The sequence below is a fragment of the Gehongia tenuis genome (genome assembly GCF_014384795.1).
In the GTDB taxonomy this organism is placed as follows: domain Bacteria; phylum Bacillota; class Clostridia; order Christensenellales; family NSJ-53; genus Gehongia; species Gehongia tenuis.
In genome coordinates this window covers 29732-43569 of record NZ_JACRSR010000006.1, presented here as the reverse complement: position 1 = coordinate 43569, position 13838 = coordinate 29732, and the positions used below count along the sequence as shown (strand labels likewise).

Sequence of the window (13838 nt, the reverse complement as noted above, 5' to 3'; positions counted from 1 at the left end):
CCTCCTAAAAACCATATCTTGCTTTCGGATGAAGTGCCAAATCCAGCGTCCATACCAGATCCCGCCACGCATCCGGCAATTTCTCTGCAATGTCCGGCTTGGCCGCAATCGCTTCCACGGCGATCCCCCTGGCTTTGGCACAGGCCTCGGCCAGTTTCTGCCCTTCTACCACCTGTTCCACGGTGGTCATCTGGGCAAGATGGGTGTTGTTGATGATGCCCGTTATGCGCATCCGGCTTTTGGCCTCTATGGTATCCATGAGCGCCAGCGCATCCCGCTCATTGGTGGTATCCGGCCGGAAGAGATTCATGATAAAAAGCATCTCATATCCCTCCTTCTCAAAGAAGGGCTTGTAGCGGCCCAGCACCGTAGCGCCGGTGGCATCGCCGCCCACATCAAAAATGGCCTCCTCCTCGCGGTGGGCGAAGGCGCTCATTACCTCCGGCCCCAAAGCGGGCAGGTCCACGCCGGTACGAAAAAGAGGGGGGACCACCACTCGGACCCCCGCCTTTTCCAGTTGTTCCTTCATATTGGATGAACCGTAGTAGGGATTGATCACGTCCAGATCCACCAGCACCACCGGTTTATCCTCTTTTCGGTATCCCATGGCCATATTCACGCACAACTCACTCTTGCCGCTACCATAGGAGCCCACCAATATCTTGATTCTTTTCATTCGTTCATGGTCCTTTTGGCCTGCACAGGAACGGTTTCCGCTTCTCTGCCCGTTCTTTTCTTGAACCAGGCATAGACCCTGCGCCAGTTGATGTGGACGAGGACATCCACCACCACGCCGATGACCACAAGCCACAGGACGATTTTGATGAAATTTTCACCCACCCAGGTGATGAAACCGCTCTCGTACCACTCCACAGCCTTCTTGGCTCCGCTCTCCATGAAGCTGCCGAAGAAGCTGTCCATGAGCTTCGTAATAAAATCCATATCCGTCCTCCCCTATTTGGGTCTACTCCACGATAACCTCCACTTTTTCCGTTTTGACCTTGATATCCTGAATATCCACATCGTCGGCAATGTACCACTTGACCGATACGCTGGAGGAGCCGGTGCCCAAATGCGCCACATCCACATAAAGATAGATATACGCAGGCCGGATGCGGTTGACCATGCTGTAAGGCACCGTGAAGGTCACCTCCGTGGAGGCGGGCACCACCTTGGCCGTCAGCCCGCTTTGCAGGTTCTCCACCTTGATGGGCATGTCGTAGGTGATCTCCTCCCGCTTCTCCTCAATGGTAATGGCCACATTGACCGGCGCGGCATCCATCAGCATCACGCCGTCGGGGATCTCCACGCCGCAGCTTTGGGTGACGCTTTGATTGAGTCCCGCCACGTTCACCTGTTCCAGCTGCAGGCTTTCCATGCCGTCCAGCACCGCCTTGGGTCCCGCCACCACCAAGGTTTCCGGCAGCACCGCCACATCGGTGATCTCATAGCCCTGGGCCACCTCGCCAACCGTGAGGCTGTCCTTGTTGATGGGGAGTTCCTTGGTGGAATAGGCCTCAATGTTCACCTTGACCGCCGACACATCGGAGCGGATGCTGGCCGCCGAAACGGTGTTGCCGCCGGCGTCCTTGAGCTCATAGGTCAATGACTTCTCCCGGGTCTCGGTAACGGAGGTGATATCCACATCCACCAGCGCTTCCTCCACCGCCTCGAGGTCGCTCTTGGCGCCGGTGAGCACGATCTGCTCCGGCTCGGCGGTGATGGTGCGAATCCAATAGTTTGATTGCAGCGTACCGATCTGGCGGAGGCGCACCGGCACCGTGCGCGTCACCAGCTCCTCCACGGTCACCGTCACCTCGCCGGGTGTGACGGCCTTCACCGTGCCATAGGACGTGGTGCAGGTGAGGTTCACCTTCTGTTCCCCCACGCTGGTTACCGTGGAAAGGTCCAGGTTGAGGGAAATCCTCTCGCGGGTCAGATCGTTGAAAAGATCATTTCGAACGTTCACCGTTACTTTACCGCTTGCCACCAGTTTCGTCAAATCTTCCCGGATGGCAAGCCCCCGCTCCCGCAGCTCCGCCTCGCCCTGGATTTTGACGGGCACTTCGGAAAAAGTCTTTTCCCGAAGGGGATTGGTTTCCACGATGACGTAATTCCAAAGAATGATGGCAAAGAGCACCGATACGATCTTCAGCAGCAGATTTTGGCGAAAGATCTTATAAAGTATGGTTTTCATCCGTTCCTTCATAGCTTTCGCCTCCTATGGATCACCTTGGAAATCAAGGACTCCTCCGTGGGCGGGCCATAGATCTCACTCAGAATCTCCTTCAGGGACGCGGAATTGAGATAGCGTTTGATCCTGCCCTCCCGGGCAATGGAGATCACGCCCGTCTCCTCTGAAACGATGAGAGCCACCGTGTCCGAGCTCTCGCTGATGCCCACCGCCGCCCGGTGGCGGGTGCCCATCTCCTTGGAAATCTGATTTTCCGTCAGGGGCAGCAAACACGCCGCGGCTTCGATGCGGTCTCCGCGCAAAATGACCGCGCCATCATGCAGGGGCGTGTTGGGTTCAAAAATATTCTCCAAAAGAGGCGCACTGATCTTCGCGTCCAGCCGGGTACCCGTTTCGGCGATCTCGCCCAGACCCGTCTTTTGTTCGATGATGATGAGAGCGCCCACCCGCCGCTTGGACAAATGTTCGGCGCATTCCACCAGCTCGTCCACCACCCAGCCCGCACCCAGTTGGGCCGTTTCCGCCTTGCCAAAGATCTTGCTGCGGCCCAGATGCTCCAACGCCCGCCGCAGTTCGGGCGTAAAGAGCACCACCAGCACCAGAGCGCCGGATGTGATGATGTAGTTGAAGATCCAGCCCACAGCCGTCAGTTCAAAAACCTGGGCCAAAGCGGAGCCCAGGAATACAATACCAAGGCCCTTGATGACCTGGAACGCCCGGGTCTTCCGGGTCAAATTGAGGATCTGGTAGATCATCACCGCCACCAGCAGCATATCCACAAGGTCCCGCCAGGTCAGCTGAACCACGATCACATTGCGTATATATTCAAGAATCCGCTGAACAAATTCCAAATCATCACCCGCCTTTATGGCTTCCCAATGCCTTTATTATAGCATATTGCCGTGCGGTAAAAAACCTTTCCATGGAATTTTCCGGATGAATCCCCATGGCAAATCCAGGTAATCTAAAAAAAGGGGCATAAAGCCGCTTTTTTTACCCGTTTACAATGCCCTGAGGCGTCCTGCCCGACAGCGCATCCAGGATCTGAAAGGAACATTCCGCCGCCATGGTGTTTCGGGTGTCCAGGGTATCCGAGCCAATGTGCCCCGTTAAAACCACATTGTCAAGACATAGAAGTCCCTCCGGAATGCCCGGCTCATGGACGAATACGTCCAGTCCGGCGCCGGCAATCCGTCCCGCCTTCAGTGCGCTTATCAGCGCCTCCTCGTCCACCACCGCGCCCCGGGCCACATTGATCAGGTAGGCGGTGGGCTTCATCAAATAGAAGGCCCTCTCCCCGATCAGCCCCCTCGACTCATCGGTCAGCGGCAGGTTGAGGGACACCACGTCGCTGGTTCGAAGCAGGTCGTCCAGGTCCATGTAACTGGCCCCGTCCTCTTTGTCCAGCCTGTTCCGGTTGTGATAGACTACCGCCATGCCAAAGGCCCGCGCCCGCCGTGCCAGCGCCCGGCCAATCCGGCCCATACCCACAATGCCCAGCTGTTTCCCGTACAATGTGGTGCCCATTAGGTCTTTGCGGCGCCAATGCGTCTCCTGATCCTCACGGACCAGCCGGTCCCACAGCACCACCTGCCGACATACGGCCAGCATCAGCGTCATAGCCAGCTCCGCCGTGGCCTCGGTGACGGTATAGGGAATGTTGGTCACTGGAATGCCCAGCCTTCTTGCCGCTTCCACGTCCACATTATCATAGCCCGCGCCGTAGGCGGTCACAATCTTAAGCTTCTCCGCCCTAAGCAGCATCTCCTCATCCACCTTGATTCCTGACGTGGCCACGATGGCCGAGCATTCGGGCACGGCGGCCATTTGTTCCTCCCGGGTGAGCAGCCAGCCCTCTTCCGGATAGATCAGCGCACACCTCTCCTCCAATTTCCGAAACCCTTCCCGCGGCACGCGGTAGGGCACCAAAATTTTTTCCATGCCTTCACCCCCCCTCAAGGATTGAGCAGATTGGCGGGAATCTTCCCGCTGTCCGCGTCCATAAGCTGCCTCGCCCGTTCCCGCATGGAGGCCTCCATCACGCCATCGGCATTGCCGCCCCGGTGCGGCGTCAGCACCACATTTTCCATGGCAAGAAGGGCCTTCGGGATACCCGGCTCATGCTCAAACACATCCAGGCCCGCTCCGGCAATCTTTCCCCGTTCCAGCGCCTCCACCAGCGCCGCTTCATCCATCACCGCACCGCGGGCCGTGCTGACCACAAAGGCGGTGGGCTTCATGAGCTCAAATTCCGCCCGGCCCAGCAGCTTCCTGGAGCTGGCGCCGAGAGGCAGATTGAGGGAGATCACATCACTGGTCCGCAGAAGCTTTGCAAGGTCCATATACTTTGCGCCCTCTTCCAGCTCGGAAGTCAGATGATGCCGGTTGTGATAGACAATGGTCATGCCAAGGGCTCTCGCCCGCCTCGCCACCGCCCGGCCGATCCGGCCCATGCCGATAATCCCCAGCTGCATATCCATCACCGTGGTCCCCATGCGCTTGGCATTGCCCCAATAGGCGTACTGGTCTTTTCTCACCAGGCGGTCCCACTCGGACACCCTGCGGCACACCGCCAGCATCAGCGCCACCGACATCTCCGCCGTGGGTTCCGTTACGGGATCGGGATTGTTGCAAACCCACACGCCACGCTTCGTGGCCGCCTCCACATCGATGTGGTCGTAGCCGGCCCCGCCGCACACCACGATCTTGAGATCCCTGCCCGCTTCCAGCATCTCCTCGTCCACCCGAACGCCGTCCGCCGTCAGTCCGAAGGCCCCGGGCAGAGCCTTCAGCACCTCTTCCCGGCGGAGCCTGCTGCCTTCCGGTGCCGTGACAACCTCAAAATGCTGCCTCAGCTCGTCCATGACCGACGGCAAAAAGGGCGCGCACACAATGATCTTCCGCACCATGATCCTCCTTCCCGTTTTTCCGAAGTAAACGTTATACCTTATCTTAACATCCCTGTCCCATTTCAGCAAGGCAAAAAACCGCATCCGTGAGGAGGGTTGAGATGCGGTTTTGCTATTTCGTTATGGGCGGGAATCCCCGCACTTTATCCTATGCCTTCAGCCCGCCAAGGGTCCCATTTTGGGGGTTGAATCCGGGCGGAGAATCGCATACGATATTGAAAAGGGGGTGCCGCACCATGATCCAATATCCTGACTACCAGGACGGCCTGGTGAATCTGGCCTGCTCCGTGCTGAAGCACTACGCTCTTCCCACCGGCCACAAGACCATGTCCGATGTGGATGGACTGCTCATGAAAAATCCAAGGCATGTGGTGGTGCTGCTGCTGGACGGTATGGGCTGGGCCTCGCTGGAGGAGCTGCTGCCCGAGGACAGCCTTCTGAGGCAAAAGGCGCTGCGGCCCATCTCTTCCGTTTTTCCGCCCACCACCACCGCCGCCACCACGTCCCTCAGCAGCGGGCTTACACCGGCGGAGCATGGCTGGCTGGGCTGGTCCCTCTATTTCGAAGAAACGGACGACATCGTAGCCATCTTTCCCAACACGCTCCATTACGGCGGACGCGGCCCCGCCGCTCCCATCCATCTTGCGAAAAAGCATCTGCCTTACGCGAGCCTTATCGACCAGCTTCGAACCGCCGGGCGCACCGCTCATTCGGTGTCCCCCTTTGGCACCTACCCCATCGAAACCCTGGAGGAGCTCGTGGAGGGCGTGGCCGCCCTGACGAAGGCGGGCACCGACTATATCTATGCTTACTGGCCCCAGCCGGACAGCGTGATGCATCACACAGGTTCAGCGTCCAGGAAAACCCGTTCCTGGATGAAGCGGCTGGATGTTGCGGTGCGCAATCTGGCTGAACGGCTCTCGGACACCCTTCTCATCGTCACCGCCGATCACGGCCACCGGGATAACCGCTACGCCTACATCACCGACCATCCGGATATCGCAGGAACGCTGGTGCGTCCGCCCTCTCTGGAGGATCGGGCTTTGGCCTTTCACGTACAGGCGGACCGGCGGGAAGCTTTCCAACAGGCCTTTCTCGCGGCGTTCGGCGACGAATTCCTTCTTTGTTCCAGTGAGCGGGCGCTCGCGGAGGGCCTCTTTGGCGGCGGCATGCCCCATCCCCGGGTTCCGGGTTTTCTCGGCGACTTTCTTGCCATAGCCACCGGGGATCTGGCTCTTGCCTACGATCGCTCCTGCCACCGCTTCCTGTCCAACCACGCCGGACTCACCGATCGGGAGATGGCCGTACCCCTTATCGCTGTGGAATGCCCATAAAAAGGCCGCGCCTTCCGGCCCGGCCTTTACACTAACCCTTTTGAGCCTTATACGTCTCTCCCCAGTCCATCATGGCGTCCAAAACGGGCTTTAGACTGTAGCCCGTTTCCGTAAGCGTATACTCCACCCTGGGCGGCACCTCGGCATAGACTTTCCGGGTGAGAAGACCGCTTTCCTCCATGGCCCGAAGCTGCGCCGTCAAGACCTTTTGGGTGACGGTGCCAATGGATTTTTTCAGTTCGCCAAAACGTTTGGTACCCCCCATCAGATCCCGCAGGATAAGAACCTTCCACTTGTCGCCGATCAGCGTAAGCGTCGTTTCCACCGGACAGGCCGGCAGCGGCTTTGCTTCCATGTTCATCCCTCCAATAGTATCTTTAAAGCAACTACGGCACATTCCTGTGCCTACTTTACATTTCCGTCATACACCACTATTCTATAACCATAGGCTTGCCTTCGCAAGTCCGCAGCTTATGCCATTTTAGGCAACTGGAGCGTGAAACATGACGCACGACGAAAAAAGACACTATCTCCTTAAGACGCTGCTGCAGGAGCGCGGCGATCCTTTACCCATCCCGGCGGACGGCGAAAGCCAGCGAAGGCTTCTTCGCGCCCTCCTGAACGTCCGGCGGCCCGCGCCCGTTTCGGATGCCTTTCTCCAGGTGCAGGACGAATATCTGGCAGAGCGGCTCGCCCAGCGGGGAGTCACCGACTCCGCAAATCTTGTCCCCACGGCAGAAGGCTTCTGCCTGTGGCGGGGGGATATCACCGCCCTGCGGGCGGACGCCATCGTTAATGCCGCCAACAGCGGAATGCTGGGCTGCTTCGTACCCTGCCACGGCTGCATCGACAACGCGATCCACACCTATGCCGGAATTGAGCTCCGCCTATTCATGGCCCAGCTCATGGCGGGCCAGGGGGAGGAGCCGGTGGGCCGGGCCAGAATTTCCCCCGCCTTCAACCTGCCCAGCCAATACGTGCTGCACACCGTGGGCCCCATGGTGTCCGGCAGGCTCACGCCCCATCATGAATCCCAGCTGGCCTCCTGTTACCGGACCTGTCTGGCCCTCGCCGATGAAAACGGCCTCCAATCCCTGGCCTTTTGCTGTATCTCCACCGGCGAATTCCTCTTTCCCCCGCTCCGAGCCGCGGAAATCGCCCTCGGCACCGTTCGGGATTACCGCGCCCAAACTCAAAGTAAAATGAAGGTGATCTTCAATGTCTTTCAAGAATCCGATGAACAAATCTACCGCCGGCTTCTGCAACGCCATTGAGGCTCTGGGCCAAGCTCTTGAAAGGGCGGACGCCGTTGTGGTCGGCGCCGGTTCCGGCCTGTCCTCCTCGGCTGGGCTCACCTATTCCGGGCCCCGGTTTGAGGCCCATTTCGCAGATTTTATTGCAAAATATCATTTTAGGGATATGTATACCGCCGGATTTTACCCCTATGCCTCCCCGGTGGAATACTGGGCCTACTGGAGCCGCCACATTTATTACAACCGCTATGACCTGACCCCGGGCAGAGTCTATTTTGATCTGCTGAAGCTGGTCCGGGATCGGGACTATTTTGTGATCACCACCAATGTAGACCATCAGTTTCAGCTCGCCGGCTTTGATAAAGCCCGGCTTTTCTACACCCAGGGGGATTACGGCCTGTGGCAGTGCTCCCTTCCCTGCCATAAAAAGACCTATGACAACGAAAAGACCGTGCGCCGCATGGTAGCGGAGCAAAGAAATAGGCGTATTCCAACCGAACTCATCCCCCGCTGTCCCGTATGCGGCCGTCCCATGACCATGAACCTTCGCAGTGACAGCACCTTTGTGGAGGACGAGGGCTGGCATCGGGCCCATAAGCGGTATGAGGACTTCCTTAAACGGCATGAGGGGCTGTCCATCCTCTATCTGGAGCTGGGCGTAGGAAGCAACACCCCGGTTATCATCAAGTATCCCTTCTGGCTTTGGACCTGGCAAAATCCGAAGGCGACCTACGCCTGCATCAATCTGACGGATGCCGCCGCTCCCCGGGAAATCCTGCCCCAATCCATCCGAATCGAAGGGGATATCGGCGAAGCTATCGCCTCCTTGATTCCATAAAAAAAGCCTCCGCCTTGGGCGGAGGCTTTTGCATATTGTCAGCGTTTGGCGGACATGAGCCGGGCGCTGATCACGCCCTGGATGTTGCCCATGGCTTCCACCAGGCCATCGTCGCTGCCGTTGTCCAGATCGATCAAGGTGTATGCGGTCTGGCCGCGGCTGCGGTTATTCATGTTGTTGATGTTGATGCCCCGGGCCGCCAGAATGGATGTGATCTGACCCACCATATTGGGCTCGTTCTTGTGCAGCACCGCCAGGCGGGGCGCACCGGTGCCGGGCAGGGAGCAGTCGGGGAAGTTGACCGAGTTGCGGATGTTGCCATTCTCCAGGTAATCCCGAACCTGAGCCGCGGCCATACGGGCGCAGTTGTCCTCGCTCTCCGGCGTGGAAGCGCCCAGATGGGGTATGCAGATTACATTGGGGAGGCCGATCAGGGCCTCGCTGGGGAAATCGGTGATGTAACGGCCCACCTGCTTCTCCTCCAGAGCCTTCACCAGATCCTCCTCATTGATGATGCCTCCCCGGGCAAAGTTCAAAATCCGAATGCCCTGGTTGGCTCGGGCCAGGTTCTCCGCATTGATGAGATCCTTGGTCTTGGCGTTGAGGGGCACGTGGATGGTGATGTAATCGGAGTTGGCAAGAAGCGCCTCCAGGCTGGATTCATGCTTGACGGCCCGGGACAGATGCCAAGCCGCGTCGATGGAGATGAAGGGATCATAGCCCAAAACCTCCATGCCGATGGCATGGGCGGCGTTCGCCACCATTACGCCGATGGCGCCAAGGCCGATAACGCCAAGACGCTTGCCCTTCACTTCCGGGCCCACAAACTGGTTCTTGCCCTTTTCCACCAGTTTGCCGATCTCGTCGCCCTGACCCTTCAGGGTCTTGGTCCATTCGATGCCCTCGATCACCCGGCGGGAGGCCAGGAACAAGGACGCGATCACCAGCTCCTTCACCGCGTTGGCGTTGGCGCCGGGGGTGTTGAAGACAACGATCCCCTTTTCGGTGCAAGCGTCCACGGGGATGTTGTTGGTGCCCGCGCCGGCCCTGCCGATGGCCAGAAGGCCTTCCGGCAGTTCCTGATCGTGCAGGTTGGCGCTTCGGATCAGGTACGCGTCAGGATGGGTCTCCTCCTTGGAAACCTGATATTGATCGTCCAGCTCATCATAAATGACCGACGAAATGGCGTTCAGCGTTTGAATTCGATACATGCGCTACCTCCTATCAGCCGTGCCGCTTTTCAAAGTCGGCCATGAAGTCCACCAGCTTCTGCACACCCTCCATGGGCATGGCGTTGTAGATGCTGGCGCGGATGCCGCCCACCGAGCGGTGACCCTTGAGGTTTACCAGCCCGTTCTCCGCCGCTTCCTTCACGAAAAGAGCGTCCATGGCCGGTTCCGGCAGGGTGAAGGTGACGTTCATCAGCGAACGGTCAGCCTTCTTGGCGGTGGCGTGGTAGAAGGACGTGTTGTCCAGATAATCGTAGAGCAGATTGGCTTTCATCTCATTGATAGCCTGAATGGCCGGCACGCCGCCCATCTCCTTCAGCCAGTCGAAAACCAGCTTGGCAATGTAGATGGGATAGCAGGGCGGGGTGTTGTACATGGATTCGGAGTCGGCATAGGTCTTGTAGTCCAGCATCACCGGGGTGTTCTCCGCGGCGCGGCCGATGAGGTCCTCGCGGATAACCACAATGGTCACGCCCGCAATGCCGATATTCTTCTGGGCGCCGGCGTAGAGCAGGCCGAAACGGCTCACGTCCATGGGCTCGGAGAGAATATTGGAGGAAGCGTCCGCGACGAGCGGCACATCGCCCACTTCGGGAAGCTTCGTGTATCGGGTGCCATAGATGGTGTTGTTGGTGGTGATATGCACATAATCCGCATCGGGATCAAACTTGGCGTTCGCAAGATCGGGGATGCAGTTGAAGTTGGTATCCTTGGAGGAGGCCACCACGTTCACATCAAGAAACTTGGCCGCTTCCTGGGAGGCCTTCTTGGCGAAGGAGCCGGAGACGATGTAGTCAGCCTTGCCGTTTTGTTTGAGGTTGATGGGCACGCAGGAAAACTGCATGGTGGCGCCGCCGCCCATAAAGAGCACCTTGTAGTTGTCCGGGATGCCCATAAGCTCACGCAGCTCCGCTTCCGCAGCTTCGATGATCTCCATGTACATCTTGGAACGGTGGCTCATCTCCATCACACTCATGCCATGGCCGCCGCAGCTCACAAGCTCCTTTTGGGCACGCTCCAGCACGGGCAGCGGGAGGGTCGCAGGTCCGGGTGAGAAATTGAATACACGATCCATGATACCGTCCTCCTATTTTTGATAATTATTTCACAAATTGATCGATCCTGGGTCCTTGCGCCGGATATAGTAATAAGATAGCACGATTCACCCGGGTTGTAAAACGGAAATCCCAACAAAATGCAATTTATACCTGCCTTTTCTGCCATTTTTTCATGCGGTCCGTGGCCAGCACCATGGCCTTGCCCAGGGCCTCCTCATCGCCCCTTGCCACATCCTCTCTCAAGGCCAAAAGGCTTCCGAGGAGACGGTCCAGGGAAAGCACCAGCGCATCCCGGTTTTCCAAGAAAAGCTGGGGCCAGAGCCTGTCGTTCAGGATGGCCACCCGGGTTGCACCCCGAAAGCTCCCGCCTTCAAAGCCCTTGCTTTGTAGAAAATCGGGATTGTCGCACAGCGCCGCCGCCAGCACATGCATCAGCTGGGAGGTGTATGCAATGTTTCGGTCATGTTCTTCGGCCGTGCAGGATACGATGCGGGAAGCGCCAACATGGCGCGCCATGGACCGGACCAGTTCCACGCTTTCCGGGCGGGCGGCGTCATCGGGGATCACGATGTAATTGCAGCCCTGGAACAGGTCCTTTTTTGCATGGTCGAACCCCCAGACCTCAAGGCCCGCCATGGGGTGGCCGCCCACGAAATCCACGTCCGCGGGGAGAAGGGGCGGAATTTTCTCCAGCACCGCGCCCTTGACCCCGGCAATATCGGTAACCACCGTACCCGCCGTGAAAAAGGCCCGGTTTTTCTCCACAAATCCGGCCAGGTCCCGTGGGTAGAGGCAGAGCACCCAAAGATCGCTGGGTCCCGCAGGCGCCGTCAGTCCCTCGTCAATGACGCCCCGTTCCAGCGCTTTCTCCAGCGAGGCCTCGTTCACGTCAATACCCACAATGCGCGCATCCCTGAAGCCCCGAAGGGCCATGGCCATGGACCCGCCCATGAGTCCCAGGCCCACCACCGCAATTTGAAAAGCCATGGCTTCCTCCTTACAGCGTCCGGCCCATGACGGAGGCCACGGCGGAAAGCCGCTCCATCAGGGAAGCGAACTGGTCTGGATTGATGGACTGGGCGCCGTCGCACAGGGCGCAGGCGGGATTGTTGTGCACCTCGATGATGAGGCCGTCCGCACCCGCAGCAATGGCCGCCATGGCCAAAGGCTCCACCAGAGCGGCCTGGCCGGAGGCATGGGAGGGATCCACGATCACCGGCAGATGGGACAGCCGCTTCACCACCGGAATCGCACTGAGGTCCAGAGTGTTCCGGGTGTAGGTCTCAAAGGTGCGGATGCCGCGCTCGCACAGAATGACCTTGGAATCGCCCTGCGCCATGATGTATTCAGCGGACATGAGCCATTCCTCAATGGTGCTGGACAGGCCCCGTTTCAGAAGCACCGGCTTTCCCGACGCGCCCACCTCCTTCAGCAGGTCGAAATTCTGCATGTTCCGGGCGCCAATCTGAATCACGTCCACCAGGTCCTCAAACAGCTCCAAGTGATGGGGGGACATCATCTCCGAGACGATGGGCAGTCCGGTGGCCTTCTTTGCCTCCACCAGAAGCCGGATGCCCTCGATGCCCATGCCCTGGAAGGCGTAGGGCGAGGTGCGGGGTTTGAAAGCGCCGCCGCGGAGCGCCGAGGCGCCAGCCGCCTTCACCGCTTTTGCAATAGCGGTCACCTGCTCCTCCGATTCCACCGAGCAGGGGCCGGCCATCACAGCCAGCGCTTTGCCGCCCACCTCCAGACTGCCCGCCTTCACGATGGTGTCATCGGGATGAAATTTGCGGTTGGCGCGTTTGAAGGGCTCCTGCACCCGCACCACCCGTTCCACGCCGGGACGGATGGCCATGCGTTCCTTATCCACCAGCCCCGCATCGCCCACCACGCCCAGCACCGTCTGAGCTGCGCCCCGGCTCTCGTCCACGCTGAGGCCCAGCTGAATCAGCTCTTCCTTGACCGCCTCAATTTCGCTGGGCTTTGCTCCCGCTTTCATCACCACAATCATTTTCGTTCCTCCTCCCAAAAATAAAAAGCCCGCGGCCTTAGCCGCGGGCTTACGATATCTTCCTTTTACCCGTCCAGCGCTGGCCATTTATCCAAAGCAAAATAACCGTAGGCATAGCTACGGTAATAGATAAAGGACATAGCGCAGGAAATGGAATTCATCGGTTTTGCACCTCCAAGAATTGTTCACAGTTTAGCATCAATCACCGGCAAGCGCAAGCCTTTTTTACAAATTTCAAAAGATACCCAAAAGATCCAGTGCGACCTTGATCAAAAGCAGCGCCAGCACTAGAAAGAACATGGGCCGGACCACCCGTGCGCCCCGGGTGAGAGCCAGCTTTGCCCCGATGAGGCTGCCCAGAATGGAGGCCGCCGCCGCGGGCACCGCCACCGCGAAGAGCACCTGCCCGCTGATCAGAAAGGTCACAAAGGCGCCGGTGTTGGAAGCGAGATTGACCACCTTGGCATTGCCGCAGGCCGTCAAAAGATCCATGCGCAGCAGTCCAAGGAAAGCCAGTATGAGAAAGGTTCCCGTTCCCGGGCCGGAAAAACCGTCGTAGCAGCCGATGACAAACCCGATGGCCAGCGATCCCAGATAGAGAGCCCGGCCCCTTCGCATCTCACCTTTGGGCTTGTCCACCGTCCGGTGAAGGGCCAAAAAAATGCCCGCCACCGGAATGATGATAAGAAGAGCGATCTTGAGAGCCTGATCACTGAGAAGCAGGGCCAGCCTCGCTCCCGCCCAGGAGCCGCCCAGCGCACCCGCCGCCGCCATCACCGCCGGCAGCAGCAGTATCTTCCCATGCTTCAGGAACCGGCTCATGGCCACCGCCGTTCCGATACCGTTGGCGAACTTATTGGTACCCGCCGCCAGATGGGTGGGCAGACCGGCAATGAGATAGGCGGGCAGGGAAATGAGTCCGCCGCCGCCAGCCACCGCATCCACCAGGCCAGCCAGGAACACCAGCGGGCAGACGATTACATAGGTCCAAACCGTGATCTCCATGGCGCCT

Annotated in this window: 15 protein-coding genes; 3 read left to right on the top strand and 12 right to left on the bottom strand. The window is 58.8% G+C overall.

The features are described 5' to 3' along the window. Nucleotides 1-4 precede the first annotated feature (4 nt). From H8696_RS10625 to H8696_RS10600, 6 genes are all read right to left on the bottom strand, one after another. Entirely contained in the window at nt 5-676 is a 672-nt protein-coding gene (locus H8696_RS10625) for a hypothetical protein (protein ID WP_249317408.1), read from the bottom strand. After that, nucleotides 673-942, bottom strand: coding sequence for a hypothetical protein (locus H8696_RS10620; protein ID WP_249317407.1), 270 nt, complete (start codon nt 940-942; stop codon nt 673-675). Before H8696_RS10620 ends, H8696_RS10625 begins: the two co-directional genes overlap by 4 nt. A gap of 22 nt (nt 943-964) precedes the next feature. Beyond that, nucleotides 965-2209: a CdaR family protein gene (locus H8696_RS10615; RefSeq protein WP_249317406.1), complete on the bottom strand. Its 1245-nt coding sequence runs from the start codon at nt 2207-2209 to the stop codon at nt 965-967. Beyond that, nucleotides 2206-3045: a diadenylate cyclase CdaA gene (gene cdaA / locus H8696_RS10610; protein ID WP_249317405.1), complete on the bottom strand. Its 840-nt coding sequence runs from the start codon at nt 3043-3045 to the stop codon at nt 2206-2208. The genes H8696_RS10615 and cdaA overlap by 4 nt, the downstream gene beginning before the upstream one ends. A 142-nt stretch (nt 3046-3187) precedes the next feature. After that, nucleotides 3188-4135, bottom strand: a complete 948-nt coding sequence (locus H8696_RS10605) for an NAD(P)-dependent oxidoreductase (RefSeq protein WP_249317404.1) — start codon at nt 4133-4135, stop codon at nt 3188-3190. A gap of 14 nt (nt 4136-4149) precedes the next feature. Continuing rightward, the gene (locus H8696_RS10600; RefSeq protein WP_249317403.1) at nt 4150-5100 is read right to left on the bottom strand and encodes an NAD(P)-dependent oxidoreductase; all 951 of its coding nucleotides are present in this window, start codon (nt 5098-5100) and stop codon (nt 4150-4152) included. A gap of 239 nt (nt 5101-5339) precedes the next feature. Here H8696_RS10600 and H8696_RS10595 point away from each other — a divergent pair, with 239 nt between their 5' ends. Then, nucleotides 5340-6437, top strand: a complete 1098-nt coding sequence (locus tag H8696_RS10595) for an alkaline phosphatase family protein (RefSeq protein WP_249317402.1) — start codon at nt 5340-5342, stop codon at nt 6435-6437. Between the two features lie 31 nt (nt 6438-6468). On the opposite strand, the gene H8696_RS10590 is transcribed toward H8696_RS10595, so the two are convergent. After that, nucleotides 6469-6792: a winged helix-turn-helix transcriptional regulator gene (locus H8696_RS10590; RefSeq protein WP_249317401.1), complete on the bottom strand. Its 324-nt coding sequence runs from the start codon at nt 6790-6792 to the stop codon at nt 6469-6471. Nucleotides 6793-6940: 148 nt separating this feature from the next. On the opposite strand from H8696_RS10590, the gene H8696_RS10585 reads away from it, so the two are divergent. Beyond that, nucleotides 6941-7711 (top strand): protein-ADP-ribose hydrolase, encoded by a 771-nt coding sequence (locus H8696_RS10585; RefSeq protein WP_249317400.1) that lies wholly within the window; start codon nt 6941-6943, stop codon nt 7709-7711. Continuing rightward, nucleotides 7656-8528 carry an SIR2 family NAD-dependent protein deacylase gene (locus tag H8696_RS10580; RefSeq protein WP_330605427.1) on the top strand — a complete coding sequence of 291 codons (873 nt, stop codon included), beginning with the start codon at nt 7656-7658 and terminating at the stop codon, nt 8526-8528. Before H8696_RS10585 ends, H8696_RS10580 begins: the two co-directional genes overlap by 56 nt. A 38-nt stretch (nt 8529-8566) precedes the next feature. Here the strand turns inward: H8696_RS10580 and H8696_RS10575 are convergent, their stop codons facing one another. The 5 genes from H8696_RS10575 to H8696_RS10555 all read right to left on the bottom strand — a co-directional run bounded on the left by H8696_RS10575 (nt 8567) and on the right by H8696_RS10555 (nt 13831). Continuing rightward, entirely contained in the window at nt 8567-9739 is a 1173-nt protein-coding gene (locus H8696_RS10575) for a phosphoglycerate dehydrogenase (RefSeq protein ID WP_249317399.1), read from the bottom strand. Nucleotides 9740-9752: 13 nt separating this feature from the next. Beyond that, nucleotides 9753-10832, bottom strand: coding sequence for a 3-phosphoserine/phosphohydroxythreonine transaminase (serC, locus tag H8696_RS10570; protein WP_249317398.1), 1080 nt, complete (start codon nt 10830-10832; stop codon nt 9753-9755). 127 nt (nt 10833-10959) lie between these two features. Next, entirely contained in the window at nt 10960-11802 is an 843-nt protein-coding gene (locus H8696_RS10565; RefSeq protein ID WP_249317397.1) for a prephenate dehydrogenase, read from the bottom strand. Nucleotides 11803-11812: 10 nt separating this feature from the next. Beyond that, the gene (gene aroF / locus H8696_RS10560; protein WP_249317396.1) at nt 11813-12826 is read right to left on the bottom strand and encodes a 3-deoxy-7-phosphoheptulonate synthase; all 1014 of its coding nucleotides are present in this window, start codon (nt 12824-12826) and stop codon (nt 11813-11815) included. Between the two features lie 234 nt (nt 12827-13060). Next, nucleotides 13061-13831: a sulfite exporter TauE/SafE family protein gene (locus tag H8696_RS10555; protein ID WP_249317395.1), complete on the bottom strand. Its 771-nt coding sequence runs from the start codon at nt 13829-13831 to the stop codon at nt 13061-13063. Nucleotides 13832-13838: the final 7 nt, after the last annotated feature.

Coding starts and splice junctions, on each gene's coding strand:
- H8696_RS10625 (WP_249317408.1), bottom strand. CDS start 676: ATGAAAAGAATCAAGATATTGGTGGGCTCCTATGGTAGCGGCAAGAGT.
- H8696_RS10620 (WP_249317407.1), bottom strand. CDS start 942: ATGGATTTTATTACGAAGCTCATGGACAGCTTCTTCGGCAGCTTCATG.
- H8696_RS10615 (WP_249317406.1), bottom strand. CDS start 2,209: ATGAAGGAACGGATGAAAACCATACTTTATAAGATCTTTCGCCAAAAT.
- H8696_RS10605 (WP_249317404.1), bottom strand. CDS start 4,135: ATGGAAAAAATTTTGGTGCCCTACCGCGTGCCGCGGGAAGGGTTTCGG.
- H8696_RS10595 (WP_249317402.1), top strand. CDS start 5,340: ATGATCCAATATCCTGACTACCAGGACGGCCTGGTGAATCTGGCCTGC.
- H8696_RS10590 (WP_249317401.1), bottom strand. CDS start 6,792: ATGGAAGCAAAGCCGCTGCCGGCCTGTCCGGTGGAAACGACGCTTACG.
- H8696_RS10585 (WP_249317400.1), top strand. CDS start 6,941: ATGACGCACGACGAAAAAAGACACTATCTCCTTAAGACGCTGCTGCAG.
- H8696_RS10580 (WP_330605427.1), top strand. CDS start 7,656: ATGTCTTTCAAGAATCCGATGAACAAATCTACCGCCGGCTTCTGCAAC.
- H8696_RS10575 (WP_249317399.1), bottom strand. CDS start 9,739: ATGTATCGAATTCAAACGCTGAACGCCATTTCGTCGGTCATTTATGAT.
- serC (WP_249317398.1), bottom strand. CDS start 10,832: ATGGATCGTGTATTCAATTTCTCACCCGGACCTGCGACCCTCCCGCTG.
- H8696_RS10565 (WP_249317397.1), bottom strand. CDS start 11,802: ATGGCTTTTCAAATTGCGGTGGTGGGCCTGGGACTCATGGGCGGGTCC.
- aroF (WP_249317396.1), bottom strand. CDS start 12,826: ATGATTGTGGTGATGAAAGCGGGAGCAAAGCCCAGCGAAATTGAGGCG.
- H8696_RS10555 (WP_249317395.1), bottom strand. CDS start 13,831: ATGGAGATCACGGTTTGGACCTATGTAATCGTCTGCCCGCTGGTGTTC.